At 66.6% G+C, this 16737-nt stretch carries 17 protein-coding genes and 2 tRNA genes; 4 read left to right on the plus strand and 15 right to left on the minus strand.

From position 1 onward, the window contains the following. Position 1: 1 nt before the first annotated feature. The 3 genes from OH146_RS03955 to OH146_RS03965 form a co-directional block, all read right to left on the minus strand. The gene (locus tag OH146_RS03955; protein ID WP_265157572.1) at positions 2-832 is read right to left on the minus strand and encodes a PP2C family protein-serine/threonine phosphatase; all 831 of its coding nucleotides are present in this window, start codon (positions 830-832) and stop codon (positions 2-4) included. 71 nt (positions 833-903) lie between these two features. Further along, on the minus strand, positions 904-1944 hold the full coding sequence (locus tag OH146_RS03960; RefSeq protein WP_265157573.1) for a TerC family protein: 1041 nt from the start codon (positions 1942-1944) through the stop codon (positions 904-906). A gap of 182 nt (positions 1945-2126) precedes the next feature. Next, positions 2127-3368: an MFS transporter gene (locus OH146_RS03965; protein WP_372508455.1), complete on the minus strand. Its 1242-nt coding sequence runs from the start codon at positions 3366-3368 to the stop codon at positions 2127-2129. Between the two features lie 85 nt (positions 3369-3453). Here OH146_RS03965 and OH146_RS03970 point away from each other — a divergent pair, with 85 nt between their 5' ends. Both OH146_RS03970 and OH146_RS03975 read left to right on the plus strand, forming a co-directional pair. Then, complete coding sequence (locus tag OH146_RS03970; RefSeq protein WP_265157575.1) at positions 3454-4149, plus strand: TIGR00645 family protein; 696 nt, start codon at positions 3454-3456, stop codon at positions 4147-4149. Positions 4150-4211: 62 nt separating this feature from the next. After that, positions 4212-4634, plus strand: coding sequence for a GIY-YIG nuclease family protein (locus OH146_RS03975; RefSeq protein ID WP_265160646.1), 423 nt, complete (start codon positions 4212-4214; stop codon positions 4632-4634). A gap of 51 nt (positions 4635-4685) precedes the next feature. On the opposite strand, the gene OH146_RS03980 is transcribed toward OH146_RS03975, so the two are convergent. Next, positions 4686-4761, minus strand: a tRNA-Glu gene (locus OH146_RS03980). An 88-nt stretch (positions 4762-4849) separates the two neighbouring features. Continuing rightward, positions 4850-5767 carry a diacylglycerol/lipid kinase family protein gene (locus tag OH146_RS03985; protein ID WP_265157576.1) on the minus strand — a complete coding sequence of 306 codons (918 nt, stop codon included), beginning with the start codon at positions 5765-5767 and terminating at the stop codon, positions 4850-4852. Positions 5768-5827: 60 nt separating this feature from the next. On the opposite strand from OH146_RS03985, the gene OH146_RS03990 reads away from it, so the two are divergent. Next, positions 5828-6463: an MBL fold metallo-hydrolase gene (locus OH146_RS03990; RefSeq protein WP_265157577.1), complete on the plus strand. Its 636-nt coding sequence runs from the start codon at positions 5828-5830 to the stop codon at positions 6461-6463. Positions 6464-6510: 47 nt separating this feature from the next. Here the strand turns inward: OH146_RS03990 and OH146_RS03995 are convergent, their stop codons facing one another. The 9 genes from OH146_RS03995 to OH146_RS04035 all read right to left on the minus strand — a co-directional run bounded on the left by OH146_RS03995 (position 6511) and on the right by OH146_RS04035 (position 13912). Then, on the minus strand, positions 6511-6738 hold the full coding sequence (locus OH146_RS03995) for a DUF2795 domain-containing protein (protein WP_265157578.1): 228 nt from the start codon (positions 6736-6738) through the stop codon (positions 6511-6513). A gap of 126 nt (positions 6739-6864) precedes the next feature. Further along, the gene (locus tag OH146_RS04000) at positions 6865-7455 is read right to left on the minus strand and encodes an aggregation-promoting factor C-terminal-like domain-containing protein (protein ID WP_265157579.1); all 591 of its coding nucleotides are present in this window, start codon (positions 7453-7455) and stop codon (positions 6865-6867) included. Positions 7456-7851: 396 nt separating this feature from the next. Further along, positions 7852-9168 (minus strand): MFS transporter, encoded by a 1317-nt coding sequence (locus OH146_RS04005; RefSeq protein WP_265157581.1) that lies wholly within the window; start codon positions 9166-9168, stop codon positions 7852-7854. 55 nt (positions 9169-9223) lie between these two features. Further along, positions 9224-9298: transfer RNA gene (locus OH146_RS04010), tRNA-Gln, on the minus strand. Between the two features lie 72 nt (positions 9299-9370). Further along, positions 9371-10366, minus strand: coding sequence for an NAD(P)/FAD-dependent oxidoreductase (locus OH146_RS04015; protein WP_265157583.1), 996 nt, complete (start codon positions 10364-10366; stop codon positions 9371-9373). Between the two features lie 2 nt (positions 10367-10368). Continuing rightward, on the minus strand, positions 10369-11844 hold the full coding sequence (gltX, locus tag OH146_RS04020) for a glutamate--tRNA ligase (RefSeq protein ID WP_265157585.1): 1476 nt from the start codon (positions 11842-11844) through the stop codon (positions 10369-10371). Between the two features lie 129 nt (positions 11845-11973). Beyond that, complete coding sequence (locus OH146_RS04025; protein ID WP_265157587.1) at positions 11974-12537, minus strand: HAAS signaling domain-containing protein; 564 nt, start codon at positions 12535-12537, stop codon at positions 11974-11976. Next, complete coding sequence (locus OH146_RS04030) at positions 12534-12860, minus strand: hypothetical protein (RefSeq protein ID WP_265157589.1); 327 nt, start codon at positions 12858-12860, stop codon at positions 12534-12536. The genes OH146_RS04025 and OH146_RS04030 overlap by 4 nt, the downstream gene beginning before the upstream one ends. Before the next feature lie 278 nt (positions 12861-13138). Beyond that, positions 13139-13912: a fumarylacetoacetate hydrolase family protein gene (locus OH146_RS04035; protein WP_265157591.1), complete on the minus strand. Its 774-nt coding sequence runs from the start codon at positions 13910-13912 to the stop codon at positions 13139-13141. Between the two features lie 175 nt (positions 13913-14087). Here OH146_RS04035 and putP point away from each other — a divergent pair, with 175 nt between their 5' ends. Then, positions 14088-15587, plus strand: coding sequence for a sodium/proline symporter PutP (putP, locus tag OH146_RS04040; RefSeq protein WP_265157593.1), 1500 nt, complete (start codon positions 14088-14090; stop codon positions 15585-15587). A gap of 24 nt (positions 15588-15611) precedes the next feature. Here the strand turns inward: putP and OH146_RS04045 are convergent, their stop codons facing one another. Further along, on the minus strand, positions 15612-16721 hold the full coding sequence (locus OH146_RS04045) for a branched-chain amino acid aminotransferase (RefSeq protein ID WP_265157595.1): 1110 nt from the start codon (positions 16719-16721) through the stop codon (positions 15612-15614). Between the last annotated feature and the right edge of the window lie 16 nt (positions 16722-16737).

A 16737-nucleotide genomic window follows, 5' to 3' on the forward strand; every position in this document is an offset into this window, starting at 1 on the left:
CCTACTTCCTCGGTCGGGTCTCTTCAAGAAGCGAGGAGATGCCGCCATCGTTCGTGTCGTCATCCGCCTCACTAGCCGAATCAGCCATCGACGATGCGACCACGACGACCGACACATTGTCGCTGCCGCCCGCGGCGAGCGCCGCCTCAACAAGCCGCTCCGACACGGATTGGCCGGACGCGTCAGGGGCGTGGTCGGCGAGAAGCCGGGCAATCTGATCATCCGCGAGTTCTTTGGTGAGGCCATCCGAGCAGATGAGAAAGGTCTGCTCTCCCGTGACCGGTAGCAGCCACACATCCACGTCGGCCTCGTCGTGCACTCCTATGGCTCGTGTCACCACGTTGCGGTGAGGGTGCGTGAGAGCCTCGAGGGGCGTGATCTCGCCGGCATCCAGTAGTTCCTGCACGGCCGAATGGTCCACCGTGACCTGCGAGAGATGGCGACCGTCCCAGCGGTAGACACGACTGTCGCCGACGTTGAAGACCATCCAGCGATAGCTCTCTGCGGTCGTGACGAGCGCGAGCCCCGCTAGCGTCGTGCCGGAAACGGACACATCATCTGGTTCCCGTAGCCCAATGACCGCGTCGTTCGCCGAATGGATGGTCGCCACCACGCTCTCCGGACTCGGAGCGTCGTCGGTGCCGAGCGTCGTCGTGAACACGGAGACGACGGTCTGGCTAGCGCGGTCCCCGTACGCATGGCCACCCATGCCGTCGGCGACAAGAAACAGGGGCGGCGAGGCGAGAAGGCTGTCTTCGTTGACGGACCGCACGCGGCCGACGTCGCTGGCGTAGCTGACGTCGAGCGAGAGCTCGGCGCCGAACGGCGTCACGCCAGCATCCACTCTGCCCCCCACTGTCACGCGATAGTCACCACAACGTAGCAACCTTAGGGAGGTTCTGCCTACGCGCGCGGATGCTTCTCCTCATCCTCTTCGTCGTCGAACTTCGGCGCACCGATCGGCATCGCGAGCGGGCTGCGGCGCAGCTTGATGAGGCTCGCGATTGTCGCGATCGCCATGGCACCGACGATGACGCCGAGTGACATCCAGGTGCCGATCTCGGGGATCCACTCGATGTGCTGGCCGCCGTTGATGAAGAAGACCTCGTTCTCGTGCAGGGCGTGGAAGACGAGCTTGACACCGATGAAGGCGAGGATGAAGGCGATGCCGTACTTGAGGTAGACGAGACGGTCGATGAGGTCGCCGAGCAGGAAGTAGAGCTGGCGCAGACCCATGAGGGCGAAGACGTTGGCCGCGAAGACGATGAAGGGGCTCTGCGTGATGCCGAAGATTGCGGGGATCGAATCGATCGCGAAGACCAGGTCGGTCGTGCCGAGCGCGAGGAACACGATGATGATCGGCGTGAAGACCTTCTTGCCGTCGACGACCGTGCGGAGCTTGCCGCCGTCGAACTGCTCCGTGATGCTGATGCGGCGACGGAGGAAGGCGATGATCTTGTTCTCCGACTCCTCCTCTTCCTCATGCCCCGTAAAGGCCTGCTGCCATGCCGTGTAGAGCAGGAAGAGGCCAAAGATGTAGAAGATCCAGCTGAGGTTCTCGATCAGCACGGCGCCGATGAGGATGAAGATCGCGCGCAGGATGAGTGCAATCACGATGCCCACCATGAGCACCTCCTGCTGGTACTTTCTCGGCACCTTGAAGCGCGACATGATGATGAGGAACACGAAGAGGTTGTCGATGCTGAGGCTGTACTCCGTAAGCCAGCCCGCGATGAACTGGCCGCCGTGCTCAGCATCACCCAGGAGGAACATCATCGCCGCGAAGACGAGGGCGAGGCTCACGTAGAACGCGATCCAGAGCGATGATTCCTTCGTGGAGGGGATGTGCGGCCGCTTGTAGGCGAGCACGAGGTCGAAGAGGATGATCGCCGTCAGGACGATGAGGGATCCGACTTCGAACCAGACGGGCAGAGCGAGTTCCATGGACATCCATTCGTGGGGAGGGTATGACAAGGCCCGAAAGTCTCTCCCGCACCCAAAGGATGCCGTCGCACCCGGGACAGCATCAGCGGTGTCCGTATTGACGAGCGCGACGTGGGGCGAACCGCCCCTAGGGATACTCCCCTTCGCTGCAGTAATCGTACTTTATGGATCGGCGCGCGCCGTCAGCGCCGGAGGCGGCGCTCCAGGCCGAAGCTCAGTGCGGCGATTGCGACCCCGGCGAGACCGAGCAGGAGGCCAGCCCAGGCGGGTGAAAGATATCCGAGACCTGCCGCTATTGTCGCGCCACCCACCGCAGCCCCCACGCTGTTGCCGATATTGAGCGCGGAGTGGTTGAGAGCGGCGGCCAGCGAGGTGGCGTTGCCCGCGACATCCATGAGTCTCGTCTGCACGGCAGGCGAGATGGCGGCTGCCGCGAGCCCGACAAGCGCGGAGAAGGCGGCCGCTCCGACGATCGACTGCGCCGTGAGGGCAAAGCCGAGGAGAGCGGCGATGAGCACGGCGAATCCCGCGAAGAGCGTGAGGCGCACGTCGAGGTCCGTGAGCCATCCCCCGAGCACGTTGCCCACTGTCATGCCGACACCGATGCCCGCGAGCACCCATGGCACCAACAACTCCGACCGGCCGGCGACCTCGGTCACGACGGGAGCGATGTAGGAGTAGATCGCGAAGAAACCCCCGAAACCGATCGCAGCAAGCGCGATCGTGAGCCAGAGCTGCGGCCTGCGGAAGGCACTCACCTGGCCACGGAAGGAGGCAGCGGCGTCGCCCGGCTGCATCGGCACGGTCGCGAGCACGGCGACGAAGGTGGCCGCGAAGATCACGGCAACCCCGAGGTAGGCGACGCGCCATCCGGCCACCTGACCCAACCAGGTAATCGCCGGTACGCCGACAACGTTCGCAATGGTGAGCCCGCTCAACACGAGGGCGACGCCCTTGCCCCGATTGCCCGGGCCCATGATGTCGGCCGCGACGATCGACGCGATGCCGAAGTACGCGCCATGCGGCAGGCCTGCCGCGAATCGGGCCGCGAGCACGAGCCCGAAGCTTGGGAGGAGCGCGGAGGCGATCGTGCCGAGGGTGAACGCCGCAAGCAGCCACAGCAGCAGCTTCTTGCGTGGCAGGTGCGCCGTGCTGGCTGCGATCGTCGGGGCGCCGACCACGACGCCGAGCGCGTAGGCGCTGATGAGCCATCCCGCCTGCCCGATGCCCTCCTCCGGGGAGGCCGCGTAGAGCTCCGGCAGCAGGTCGGCCGCCAGGTTCGGCAGCAGTCCCATCGCGACGAACTCCGTCGCACCGATGCCGAAGCCGCCGAGGGCGAGGGAGAGCAGCGCGAGCCGCTTGCGGGCGGGAGAGAGATGCGTCACGGGACACCGTTCACGGTCGAAGGAGTACACGCTCTCCATCGAGTCGCGGGGCGCGGTCGGCCCACGACAATGCTACGCACGCGGACGCACGAGCATTCCCCCGAGCGCCTCTAGAATCGTTCTCATGAGCGAAGCCCCGTCCTTCCGTCCGCAGAGTGCCTGGGTTTCGGGAGTCGGCTACCTCATCTTCTTCAGCCGTTGGCTGCAGGCCCCCCTCTACCTGGGCCTCATCGTGGCTCAGCTCGTCTACGTCGTCGTCTTCATGATCGAGCTGTGGCACCTCGCCGAGAACGTCATGCACGACTGGATGCACATCGATGAGGCCGTCATCATGCTCGGCGTGCTCGGCCTCATCGACGTCGTCATGATCGCGAACCTTCTCATCATGGTCATCATCGGCGGCTACGAGACCTTCGTCTCCCGTATCAAGCTCGACGGGCATCCGGACCAGCCCGAGTGGCTCTCGCACGTCAACGCCAACGTGCTCAAGGTGAAGCTCGCGATGGCGATCATCGGCATCTCGTCGATCCACCTGCTCAAGACCTTCATCGAGGTGGGCGATCTCGGAAACGAGACTGAGAACGTGACCGGGAACGAATACACCGAGGCTGGCGTGCTGTGGCAGGTCGTCATCCACATGGTCTTCATCGTGTCGGCCGTCGCCCTCGCCTGGATCGACCGAATCTCGCACTCCCACTTCAAGCCCTCGGCGCAGAACGGTCACGGCACGCCGGCAGCGGTGGGACCCACCATGCCCGAGGCGCGTGAGGCGCAGGCCGCCCATTACGAGCGCCTCGCACGCGAGCTCCGACAAGGTTGAACACCCAGTAACGGATGTCAGGGACAGCGGATGTCACGGGCAGCGCGTAGTCTCACCGGGTGATGCCGTCCGCCGAAATGCCCGGCCCCTGTGCCCTCTGCGGTGAGGGCTCGGGCACCCGCGTCGGCGGCGACTGGACCTGCTCCCGCTGCGGCTGGCGCTATGGCGATGTGCCCGACCCCGACCTGCCCCTCCCCCGCATCGATGTCGTCTACTACCTTCGCTTCGAGCGGCGCGTGAAGATCGGCACAAGCGCACACCCGCGCAAGAGACTCGCGGCGATTCGCCACGACGAGTTGCTCGCCGTCGAGCCCGGTGGCCGCGCGCTCGAGCAGCAGCGCCACCGTGAGTTCGCTGCGCTTCGCGAGGGCGGCGAATGGTTCACCCTCACGGGCGAGCTCGCCGAGCACGTCTCCGCGCTGCGGCGGGAGGGCGAGCCGTGGACGCTCTACGCGCGATGGCTCAGCGCAGCACTTCGCGCCTGATTCCGGACACGAAGAAGCCCCCGATCCTGAGGATCGGGGGCTTCTTCTCTGTGGTGACCCCAGCGGGATTCGAACCCGCGTTACCGCCGTGAGAGGGCGGCGTACTAGGCCGCTATACGATGGGGCCGGCCGTGTCGACCCGGGCTGTCCTGCCCGGGCAACTCAAAGAGTATGGCATATCGCGGGGCCGTCTCCAAACTGATGCGGGCTCGCATTCACAGGAGCGGCGCGAGCACTCTGAGCGCCCCCGGCACAACCTCGACGGTGACGGGTAATTCACCGAGCCGTTCCCCGTCGGCGTAGGCGACCGCAGCATCCGCATCAAGGCGAACGCTGCGCGCCCGCACGATCGAAACGGACGGATGCGTCACATGCCCGCCCGTGTAGACGCTCGGAAACAAGCGGAGGAACTGGAGCTTCGTCAGCGGAGCCACGAGGAAGAGATCGAGTTCGCCGTCGTCGAGGCGAGCCTCGGGGGTGATCGTCATGCCGCCGCCGAACGACGTGCTGTTGGCGACCGCTGCGAGCATGGCTCGTCGCTCCAACGGCACCCCATCGATCTCGACGCGGTAGGCGACCGGACGAAAACGCAGGAGCTCCCACACGATCGCGAGCGTGTAGCGGCGCGGCCCGCGTGGCCAACGAAGGCGATTGGCGCGCTCGTTGACAACCGCGTCGAAGCCCGCGGAGAGCACACCCACAAACCACCGCGAGGTGCCGTCCGCCAGGGTTGCTCTCCCCGTGTCGATGACGCGGGGTTGGTGCTCGAGGGTAGCCACGAGCATCCGGGTCGCCGCTTCTGTGTTGCCAACCGGAATGCCCAGATTGCGTGCCGCGTCGTTGCCGGTGCCCGAGGGAACGATGCCGAGAGGCGTCTGAGTGCCCGCGACAAGATTTACGCCGAGGCTGACCATTCCGTCGCCGCCGACCACGACAAGGGCATCGGCACCGTGCTCGAGTTCGGCTGCGGCGGCCGCGCGGAGCTCCTCGAAGGAGGCGGCCGTCAGCGCCGACACGTCGTGACCCGCCGCGGAGAGTTCCGCGAGAGCCAAGGGCGCTACATCGCGCCCCCGGCCGAAGGCAGCATTCGGGTTGATGGCGACGACGATGCGTTTGCCCCGCGACGTCGTCATTCCCCTGACAATAGCGGTGCAGCCCTCCCCAGCTCGGGCACGACACCATAGGCTCGAGGCATGCGGATCATCAAGCGCGAACACGCCTGCCTCATTGTGGAAGACAACGGAGAACAGCTGGTGATCGACCCCGGCTCCTTCACGGCACCCCTCGAGGGAATCGACTCGCTCGCGGGGGTCGTGCTGACGCACGAGCATCCGGATCACTGGACGAAGGAGCACCTCGAGAGCCTGCGCTCGATCAACCCCAACGCTCCCATCTTCGGCCCGGCCGGCGTCGCTGCGGCGATCAAGGGTTTCGACATCACGGTCGTCGCCGACGGAGACGAGGTGACACCGGGAAGCTTCTCACTCTCATTCCACGGTAAGGAACACATCGTGATCCACCGCTCGATCCCCGTGATCGACAATGTGGGCGTCTTCATCAACGACACCCTCTACTACGGCGGCGATTCCTACACCGTGCCACCCAAGCCCGTCACGGTGCTCGCAGCCCCCGCCGGTGGCCCCTGGCTGAAGATCGGCGAGGCGATGGACTTCGTGGCGGAGGTCGCCCCCAAGCACGCCTTCCCCACTCACCAGGCACCCCTCTCCCCCATCGGCCAGAACATGGCCAACCAGCGGTTGCAGGCAATGACGGAACAGGGCGGGGGCACCTATCACGCACTCGAGCCGGGCGACACGCTCGAGGTATGACCCTCGAGCGCGTCGCCCGGCTCGTGGTGGGCGGCGCTTAGGCTGCGCTAGGCGCTGACGGGAACGCGAGCGTTCGCGGTCGTGTGGCCCGACTCAGAGGCGAGGGCCTGGCAGATCTGCCACGCCCCGTCATAGGAGCCGTCCGGAAGGCTCTCGAGCCAGCGGGCGAGGCGGCGGTCGACAAAATCGGTGCGCGCGAGACGAAGAATGTCGTCACGTGTCGCCGGAAATTCGATGGCCGAGAGGACCCCGGTGAGGGAGTGAATCGAGTTCATCAGTTTGCCTTTCTCGACGGACGGGCCGAGGATGCCCGTACTTCGGAAGTTAGACACGATCAGTCGATCCGTGAACCCCTCAGGCAGAGAAATCTGCAGGAAACCTGAATGCGCGACGCGGCGTGATCAGTACCAGCCGACCGACTGCGACTTCGCCCACGCACCGCAGGGCGTGCCGTAGGCGCGCTTGATGTAGTCAAGCCCCCAGCTGATCTGCGTGGCCGGATTGGTCTGCCAGTCGGCGCCATGCGAGGCCATCTTGGAGCCCGGCAGCGCCTGCGGGATGCCCGTGGCCCCGCTCGAGGCGTTCAGGGCGTCCCAGCGCCAGTTTGACTCCTTGTTCCAGAGATTGACGAGGCACGACGCCTGGTCGGCGCCCCAACCGTACTGGGAGGCCATGAGGTCGCGGGCGTAGGCCTGTGCGCCCGCCGGGCTGCGCAGGGCGGCGATGCGCTCCTCGGCAGCGCGTGCAGCCTCGGCGGCGATGCGATCCGCCTCCGCGACGGCGGCTTGAACGGCGGGGATGCTCGCCTCAACCTCGCTGACGAGGGCGGCGACCGCGGTCGGCTCGAGCGACTCGTGGTCGCCGAGGGCCGTCACGGATGCGGCGAGAGCCGAAGCATCCGCCTTGCCCGCGGCGGATTCGATGACGGGATGCGCCGACTGGATCGTGATCTCGGCGGTGAAAGAGGCGCGGGCCTTGGAGGCCCCCTCCACGGCGGTCTCCCGCTGCTCGCGGATGCGCTCGGCCGTCTCCTTGGCGAAGGCGGCGCGCTCGACCCCGGCGGCGGAGACCTGGAGTGTGACTCCCGTGCCGACAAGGCCACCGAGGGCGATGATCGCCCCCGCGATCAGGGTGGAGGGGCGCTTGAGGATGGGGCGCTGGAAAATCGGGCGTGCAGAGGTGTTGCGTGAAACGGGAATGAGCGTGACTTTCGACAGGGGGAACGCGCATGGGGCGTTCGCAGTTCGGGTTGGCGCCCCTCAGATGGGCGCATGCGGACAATCCAGCGTGTGAAATGAAGCTGGGCGTTACGTCGGAAGGACGCCCTTGCGGAGGGCTTTCCCCGGAGTTTTTGACGACTTGCTCAGCTTGAGGGTCCTTGAGAGGCGTTACGAGGCTGGGGTGCCTGCACCGCGCCCCTCGGCTACGGGCGCATCAACGGCGGCGAGAGAGCGCCGCGCCGACGGGATCGAGAAGATTCCGATGAGGGTGGCAACCAGGAGCGTCCCGGCGAAGATGATGACGGTGCGCTCCGACCACACGTCGGCGAGCGGACCGAAGATGATCATCGAGATGGGCATGGCGGTTGCCATGACGATGCCGACGAAGCCGAAGACGCGACCCTGCATCTCTGGTTCGACCCGCTCCTGCAGGATCGTCATGGTGGGGGCGTTCATCAGACTGTAGGTGGCGGCGACGAGGGCACCGAGGACGCAGAGCACCAGGAGATTTGGTGAGAGACCGAGGGTCGCGGTGAGCACGGCGGAGGCAAGCAGCGCGAACACGACGAAGCGGATGCGACGGCGGATCTTCGGGCCAATCACCGTCACGAGGGCGCCCGCCGCGAGGAAGCCGACGCCCCAGGCGAGCTCGTTGACGGTGAGCTTCCACACCTCTTCGCCGAATTCGCGGGCGACGAGCAGCGGGGTGAGGTAGCCGGGGGCGCCCGTGAGAAGCATGACGAGCGCGAAGAGCCCTGTGAGCCATTTCACCGAGGAGTGCGAGCGGATGTATCGCACCCCCGCGACAAGGTCGCCGAAGTAGGTCTCGGGCCCCTCACCACTACGTACGATCGTCGGCACCCGGATGAAGGCGAGCAGACCGACGCCGATGAGGGCCGTGGCGGCGTCGATGAAGAAAACGGCGACGATGTCCATGTTGGCGTAAATCACGGCTGCCGCGGCTGGCGCGAGCAGCATCATCCCCGCCTGCACCGACTGGAACATTCCGTTGACGCGCATGAGCTGGGCCTCGGGCACGATCTGCGGGATCATCGCTGTCACTGCGGGCGTCTGAATGCCGGCAAAGATCGAGCGCACCGCGAGCGCCGTGTAGATGACCCAGAGCGAGTCAATTCCGCTCAGCATGAGGAAGGCGAGCACGAGCGTCGCAACCGCGATCGCCGTATCCGCCCCCATGATGAGCAGCTTGCGGTTGTGCCGGTCGGCCCAGACGCCCCCGAAGATCGACACGACCGCCTGAGGCAGCATCCCGAAGACGAGGCTCAACATGAGCACCGTGCCGGACCCGGTCACGATCGTCAGATGCCACATGACGGCGTACATGACGAGCATCGACCCGAGCAGGGACACCGTCTGACCGGAGAGGAAGATGGCGACATCGCGCTTCCACCCCGGGCGGTCTACGGGGTTGCGGGAGGGGCTGGCGTCCTCGGACTGCGCGGGCTGCTCTGCGCCGGATGACATGGCGTCAATTATCGGACACGAACGGCCGATGCGCGCCTGTCTGCAGGAGAATATTTGGCTGGGGTACCTGGACTCGAACCAAGAACAACTGAACCAGAATCAGCCGTGTTGCCAATTACACCATACCCCAATGGTTCCGACCGGGGCCGGCACCGAGAGACAAGCTTACCCTACGCGGCGGGGTGGTTCGAACCCGCGCAGGCTAGCGGCCGTGAGCCGTCGGGATGCCGATGAGGTCGCGGTTGATGGTCGCCGCGACGCGCGCGCCAGAGCCCGCCGCGACGATGAGCTGCTGCGGCCCCGGCGAAGTGATGTCCCCCGCCGCATAGATGCCAGCGTGGCTTGTGCGACCCGCACGGTCGACGAGCAGGAGGCCCCAGGCATCCGAATCCAGACCAAGGGATGCTGCGAACTCGAGCTGGGCGTGCCACCTCGGCCGCACGAAACCACCCGACACGGGCACGACCTCGCCGTCCTCGAGCCGGACACCCGTCACGCCCTCTCGCCCGCCCTCGACGTCGGCAATCGGCCGCCGCTCGACGCGGACCCCTCGCTCGACGAGCATCTCCTCCTGACCGGGAGTGATCGCATCCGCCCCGTTCGTGAAGACCGTGAGGTTGTCGCTCCACTGCGCGATGAGGAGCGCCCGCCACGCGACATCCGAAGTCTCGCCGATGAGGGCGATCGGGCGGTCACTGTATTCGTAGCCATCGCAGGCGACGCAGCTGAAGAGGCCCATGCCGTAGAAGGAACGGATGCTCGGCAGAGCCGGCAACTCCTCGCGCAGGCCCGTCGCGAGCAGCACCGTTGCGGTGCGCACCGTGCGATCCGGGGCGCCGTTGATGCCCGCCGCCGTCACCTCGAAGAGGCCCGTCGACCCGGTCGTGTGGGTCTCGGAACTGAAGACGGGCTCCCCCGGCTCGGCGAGCGCCCTGATCGAGGTGACACGCGCCAGCTGGTGCTCTGCCTCGGGGTACGAGAGGTACTCCTCGCGGCCGAGTCGACGCAGCTCGTGGGGAGGCGTGTTGTCGCGGGTGAGGAAGCCATGCGAGATGAGGGTCGCGGAATGCCGCGGACGGTTGCCGTCGAGCACAAGCACGCGGCGGCGCGCACGCACCAGGTTGAGGGCGGCGCTCAGCCCCGCCGGCCCAGCGCCGATCACGACGACGTCGTAGTCGTCGGGCGTGCGCTCCAGCACCGTCACAGCCTTTCGGCGAGCCTCTGCAGGCGCGCCAGCGTGCTCTGCTTGCCGAGGAGCTCCATCGACTCGAAGAGGGGCGGGCTGATGCGGCGTCCCGAGAGAGCCGTGCGGAGCGCACCGAAGGCGTTGCGCGGCTTGAGCCCCATGCCGTCGATCAGGGCCGCACGCAGGGCCGCCTCGATGTTCTCGTGCGTCCACTCCTCCACAGCCTCAAGGGCGGTGACGGATGCCGCGAGCACCTCCGGCCCCTCGGCCCCGGGCATCGCGTTCGCGTCATACTCGATGGCGTCGTCCGGAGTGAAGAGGAAGGCGAGCAGGCCGCGCGACTCCCCCAGCAGCTGCATCCGCTCCTGCACGAGGGGTGCGGCCTTGGCCAGCAGCACGCGGTGCTCGCCGCTGTCGACGAGGTCGGTGAGGTAGGGCAGCAGGCGCTCCGCGAAGTCGTGCGGTTCGAGCATCCGGATGTGGTCGCCATTGATCGACTCGGCCTTCTTCTGGTCGAAGCGGGCCGGGTTGGGGTTGACCTGGGTGACATCGAAGGCCGCCACCATCTCGTCGATCGTGAAGACATCGCGGTCGTGCGAGAGGGACCAGCCGAGCAGGGCCAGGTAGTTGAGAAGGCCCTCGGGGATGAAGCCGCGGTCGCGGTGGTGGAACAGGTTCGACTCGGGGTCGCGCTTCGAGAGCTTCTTGTTGCCCTCCCCCATGACGAAGGGCAGGTGGCCGAACTGCGGGATCGCGTCGGTCACGCCGATCTCGATCAGCGCCGAGTAGAGGGCAATCTGACGGGGCGTGCTCGAGAGCAGGTCCTCACCGCGGAGCACGTGCGTGATGCCCATTAGCGCGTCATCGACGGGGTTGACGAAGGTGTAGAGCGGGATGCCGTTGGGACGCACCACGACAAAGTCGGTGAAGCTGCCAGCCGGGAAAAGGATGTCGCCGCGCACGAGGTCATGAAACCCGAGATCGTGGTCGGGCACGCGCAAGCGCAGTGCCGGCTGACGGCCCTCGGCGCGGTACGCCGCGCGCTGCTCCTCCGTGAGCTCACGCTCGAAGTTGTCGTAGCCCTGCTTGGGGTCGCGACCGTTCGCAATGTTGCGCGCCTCGATCTCCTCGCCTGTCGCAAAGGACTCGTAGAGGTGCCCGCTCGCCTTCAGCTTCTCGATGATCTCCTGATAGATCTCGCTGCGCTGCGACTGGCGGTAGGGCTCGTGAGGGCCGCCCACGTCGATGCCCTCATCCCAGTCGATCTTGAGCCAGCGCAGCGCCTCCAGCAGCTGCAGGTAGCTCTCCTCGCTGTCGCGCGACGCATCCGTGTCCTCGATGCGGAAGATCAGCTTGCCGCCGTGGTGCCGCGCGAACGCCCAGTTGAAGAGCGCCGTGCGGATCAACCCGACGTGAGGCGTGCCCGTCGGCGAGGGGCAGAAACGAACGCGCACATCGGCGCCGGATGCGGTGGAGAAGGAGGCAGACATCGCCCCCTATCCTATGGCGCGGTCGGGGGTGCGCGGCCTGCGGTCTTCGCTGCCGCTGACGCCGTGGTCTCGGCGCTCACTGCACCAAATGGTCGTTCCCAGCGCCGTTAGGCGACCATTTGGACCGAGTCAGACTCGCGTGCGCGACAGGCCGCGAAGAAGCAGCCAGATTCCGACGATGACGTTCACGAACCCGAGGAGCACGAGGGCCGTCCAGGTGATGTCGTAGGACGCCGGGACTAGCGGATTGCCCGCGTCCTGTGAGCGGGTTCCCAGAAGGGCCACCACCGCGCTCGCGGCCACGCACACGACCGGCACGCAAAGCGCGAGTAGCTTCTCCCACAGACGCCACACGGGCGACATGAGCACAAGCACGATGCCGACCAACCAGCCGAGCACGGGCACCAGCAGTCCCCCGAATGCCACCATCAGCGAGGCCAGGACGACGTACCAGCTCGATGCGCGCGGATGCTTCTGCGCGCGCGGCTCCGGCGCTGCCGCACGGGCCTCCGCCGCGATGAACGCCGGGTCGCCGAGCTGTTCGATGCGGGCGGCGGCGGCCGCGGCATCCAGACCCTGCAGCTCCTCCGCAATACCGGCGCGGATGTCGCGGGCCACGGTCTCCTCAACGCTCGCGAGCTCGGCGTCGAGTTGTGCGAGGTAGTTGCGCACCACCTGCGGTTCCTGGTTCATGAGGCGCCCTTCTTCGATGACAGCTCGCCCGTGCGGTGGAGCCCGACGACCAAGAGCCAGGCACCGACCAGCAGGAAGAGCGGGGAAAGCAGGTAGCCGATAGTTGCGACCAACTCACCCTGGAATGCCGCGACGATGACAAGCACCACAACGGGGGCGACGGCGGTCGCCACCACCTTCTCCCGGAGGCGCCACACTCCCGAGAACCACACCATGACGAGCCCCGCGATCCACCCCGCCACCGGGATGAAGGCGATCAGGAGCGTCGCCACGACGACGTACCAGACGCTGCTGCTCTTGCGCGTCTCGGGTGTCTCGGTCATGCGTTGTCCTCTCCGACGAGTTGCTGCACGGTGCGGGTGAAGGGGCCCCACTGCTCCCGGAACGCCGAGAGCTGCTTCGTGCCGGCGGGCGTCAGGCGGTAGTACTTGCGCGCGGGCCCTGACGCGGAGATGCAAGCGATGAGAGGACAAAAATTCGTCCCCGCGCTCCGAAACGAAGGCCGCGGGGACGAATATTTGTCCACTCGACGACGGAGGACGGAGGACGTAGGAACGAGGGCTACGCGGCGCACCGGGCGCGCCCGGCCGCGCGCGGCAGGTCAGACGCGGTTGCGCGCCGGGTTGCTGAGCGTGCCGATGCCCTCGATCGTGATGTCGACCGTCTGGCCATCGACGAAACCGCCGAGGCCGGCGGGCGTGCCCGTGAGGATGAGGTCGCCCGGCAGGAGAGTCCACACATCAGAGATGTACTCGAAGAGTTCGGGAATGCCGTGCAGCAGGTCGCGGGTGTTGCCCTTGCGGCGTGGTTCCCCGTCGACGAAGGTCTCGATCTGGAGGTTCGAGGGATCGAGCTCGGTCTCGATGACGGGCCCGATAGGGCAGAAGGTGTCGTAGCCCTTGGCGCGCGCCCACTGGCCGTCGGCAAACATCTGGTCTCGTGCCGAGATGTCGTTCGCGATCGTGTAGCCGAAGATGTGGTCCGCGGCGTCGGCAGCCTTGACCCGCTTGGAGATCTTGCCGACGACGATCGCGAGCTCGCCCTCGTGCACGATGCGCCCCTCGACGGGCGGGATCTGGATGGTCTCGCCCGGGCCGATGATCGCCGTGTTGGGCTTGAGGAAGATGAGCGGGTTGCTCGGCGCCGAGATCGTGTCCATCTCCGCCTTGTGCTCCGCGTAGTTGAGGCCGACGCACACAACCTTCGAGCGGGGAATGACCGGCGCGAGCAGGCGCACGTCGCTCAGCGGGATGCGCTCCCCCGTCGTCTCATAGCCCGCGAACATGGGGTCGCCCGCGAGAACGACGAGTTCGTCGTCATCCACGATTCCGTAGCGGGGGTCGTTGTCGGCGGAGTTGAAGCGGGCGATTTTCACCCGTCGAGTCTACCGCTCCGCGAACGTGCGAGAATCGCCCCCTTTCCCATTCAACAGAACGGATGCTGCGACTAACTGCAGCACTTCGGTGGCGGCCGAGGGGTGGCGCGTCGCTGCCGCGTGAGGCATGCTTGCGGCACAACGACACTCGCAACGAGGCGAAAGGGAGCGAGCCATGAGCGACCAGGTGTTCCAGATCATCGCGATCGCACTGTACTTCGCACTGATGCTGCTGATCGGCTGGTTCGCATTCCGGCGCACCAAGAACCTTGACGACTACATGCTCGCTGGGCGCGGGCTACGGCCAGGCGTCGCTGCCCTCAGCGCGGGCGCCTCCGATATGTCGGGGTGGCTGCTGATGGGATTGCCCGGCGCCATCTACGTCGCGGGTCTCGTGGAGGCGTGGATCGCCATCGGCCTCACGATCGGCGCCTGGCTCAACTGGAAGTTCGTCGCGCCCAAGCTCCGCGCCTACACGGAGGTGGCGGGCAACTCCATCACGATCCCCAGCTTCATCGAGCGGCGCGTGCGCGACAACACGCGCGTGCTGCGGGTCGTAGGCGGCGTCATCATCCTCGCCTTCTTCACCTTCTACGTCTCCTCGGGCATGGTCGCGGCAGGCATCTTCTTCGAGTCCACCTTCGGTGCGCCCTACCTGCTCGGCATGTTCCTGGTCGGCGGCATCACGGTGCTCTACACGCTCTTCGGCGGCTTCCTCGGCGCCTCCCTCACCGACGTGGCGCAGGGCCTGCTCATGTTCGCGGCGCTCCTCGTCATTCCCATCGTTGCGGTGATCACGATGGGCGGCCCCGCCGACACCGTCGCGTCGATCGAGGCCATCGACCCCGACCTGATGAGCCTCGTCTCCGGGGGAACCGTGGTCGGCATCATCTCCGCCGCCGCCTGGGGCCTCGGCTACTTCGGCCAGCCGCACATCATCGTGCGCTTCATGGCGCTGCGCACACCGCAGGAGGCGACCGCCGCCCGCCGCATCGGCATCAGTTGGATGATCCTGACCTCGGTGGGGGCCATTGCAACCGGTCTGATCGGCATCGGGTACTTCGCCCAGAACGCGGAAACCCTTGACGACCCCGAAACCGTGTTCCTGCGGCTCTCGCAGATCCTCTTCCACCCCTTCGTCGCGGGGCTCGTGCTGGCAGCCGTGCTCGCGGCCATCATGAGCACGATCTCCTCACAGCTGATCGTCACCTCCTCGGCGCTTGTCGAGGACCTCTACCGCATGGTCGCGAGAGATTCGGATGCCTCGCAAAAGAGCCTCGTCATGCTGGGACGTGTCGGGGTGCTCCTCGTGGCGATCGTCGCCATCGTCATCGCGCTCGACCGCACCTCCACAATCCTCGACCTCGTCGGTTTCGCGTGGGCTGGCTTCGGCGCATCCTTCGGACCCGTCATCCTGCTGTCGCTGTTCTGGCGCAAGCTCACCAACTGGGGCGCGATCGCAGGCCTCGCGGTGGGTGCCATCACGGTGTTCATCTGGGGCAACCTGCCGATCGGCGAGGTGCTCTACGAGATCGTCCCCGGCTTCGCGTTCGCCCTCATCGCCGCCGTCGTGGTCAGCCTCGCCACCTACCGCCGCAACGCCGATATCGAGCGGGAGTACGACGAGGCGATCGCGATGACTGGCTCGGTGCCGACCACGCCGCGGGCTCAGTAGCGACGTAGGAGCGTATCGATACCCTTACGCGTCGAGGCGGGTCAGCCAGCCGTGGCGGTCCTCCACGCGGCCGTACTGGATATCGGTGAGCTCCTGCCGCAGTGACATCGTGAGTTCTCCGGCCGCAGCATCCGCCGAACCGATCTCGAAGTCTTTGGCCTTGACGAGACCGATGGGCGTGATGACCGCCGCCGTGCCGCACGCGAACGTCTCGACGATGTCGCCGGATGCCACGCCCTCACGCCATTCGTCGATCGTGACCTGCCGGCGCACCGCCTGGTGCCCCCGGTCCTCTGCGAGCTGAAGCACGCTGTCGCGCGTGATGCCCTCGAGGATGCTGTCGGAGTCGGGGGTGACGAGGGTGCCGTCCTTGTAGACGAGCACGACGTTCATGCCGCCGAGCTCCTCGATGTAGCGACCCTCGGTCGAATCGAGGAAGAGCACCTGATCGCAGCCCTGCTCGTAGGCCTCGGCCTGCGCCAGCAGGGAGGCGGCGTAGTTGCCGCCCGTCTTCGCGGCGCCCGTGCCGCCGCGGCCCGCGCGCGTGAACTCGCTCGACAGCCAGATGCTGATGGGGGCGACGCCGCCCGTGAAGTAGGCGCCCGCGGGGCTCGCGATCACGTAATAGGCGACCTTGTGTGCGGGGCGAACCCCCAGGAACGCCTCCTTCGCGAACATGAAGGGGCGGAGGTAGAGGGAGGTTTCCTCTGCGCTCGGCACCCAGGCTCCGTCGACCGCGATCAGCTGCCGCAGCGACTCGACGAAGTACTCGGTCGGCAGCTCCGGGAGGGCGAGTCGGCGTGCGGAGCGCTGGAGCCGTGCTGCGTTGGCCTCGGCACGGAACGTCCAGATCGAGCCATCCGCGTGGCGGTAGGCCTTCATCCCCTCGAAGATCTCCTGGCCGTAGTGCAGCACGGCGGCGGCCGGGTCGAGGCTGATGGGGCCGTAGGGCTGCACGCGCGGGCGGTGCCACCCTCCCCCAGCAGACCAGCAGATGTCGACCATGTGGTCGGTGAAGTGCTTGCCGAAGCCCGGGTTGGCGAGAATCTCGTCGCGCTCCTGTGCGCTGCGGGCGGCAAGGTTCTTCGTCACCGCGAACTCGAGGGAGGAGGGTGCGAGGAGATCGTTCGTCATGGGAGGTCCTTTGCTC

The organism is Homoserinimonas sedimenticola (genome assembly GCF_026094475.1).
Classification (GTDB): Bacteria; Actinomycetota; Actinomycetes; order Actinomycetales; family Microbacteriaceae; genus Homoserinimonas; species Homoserinimonas sedimenticola.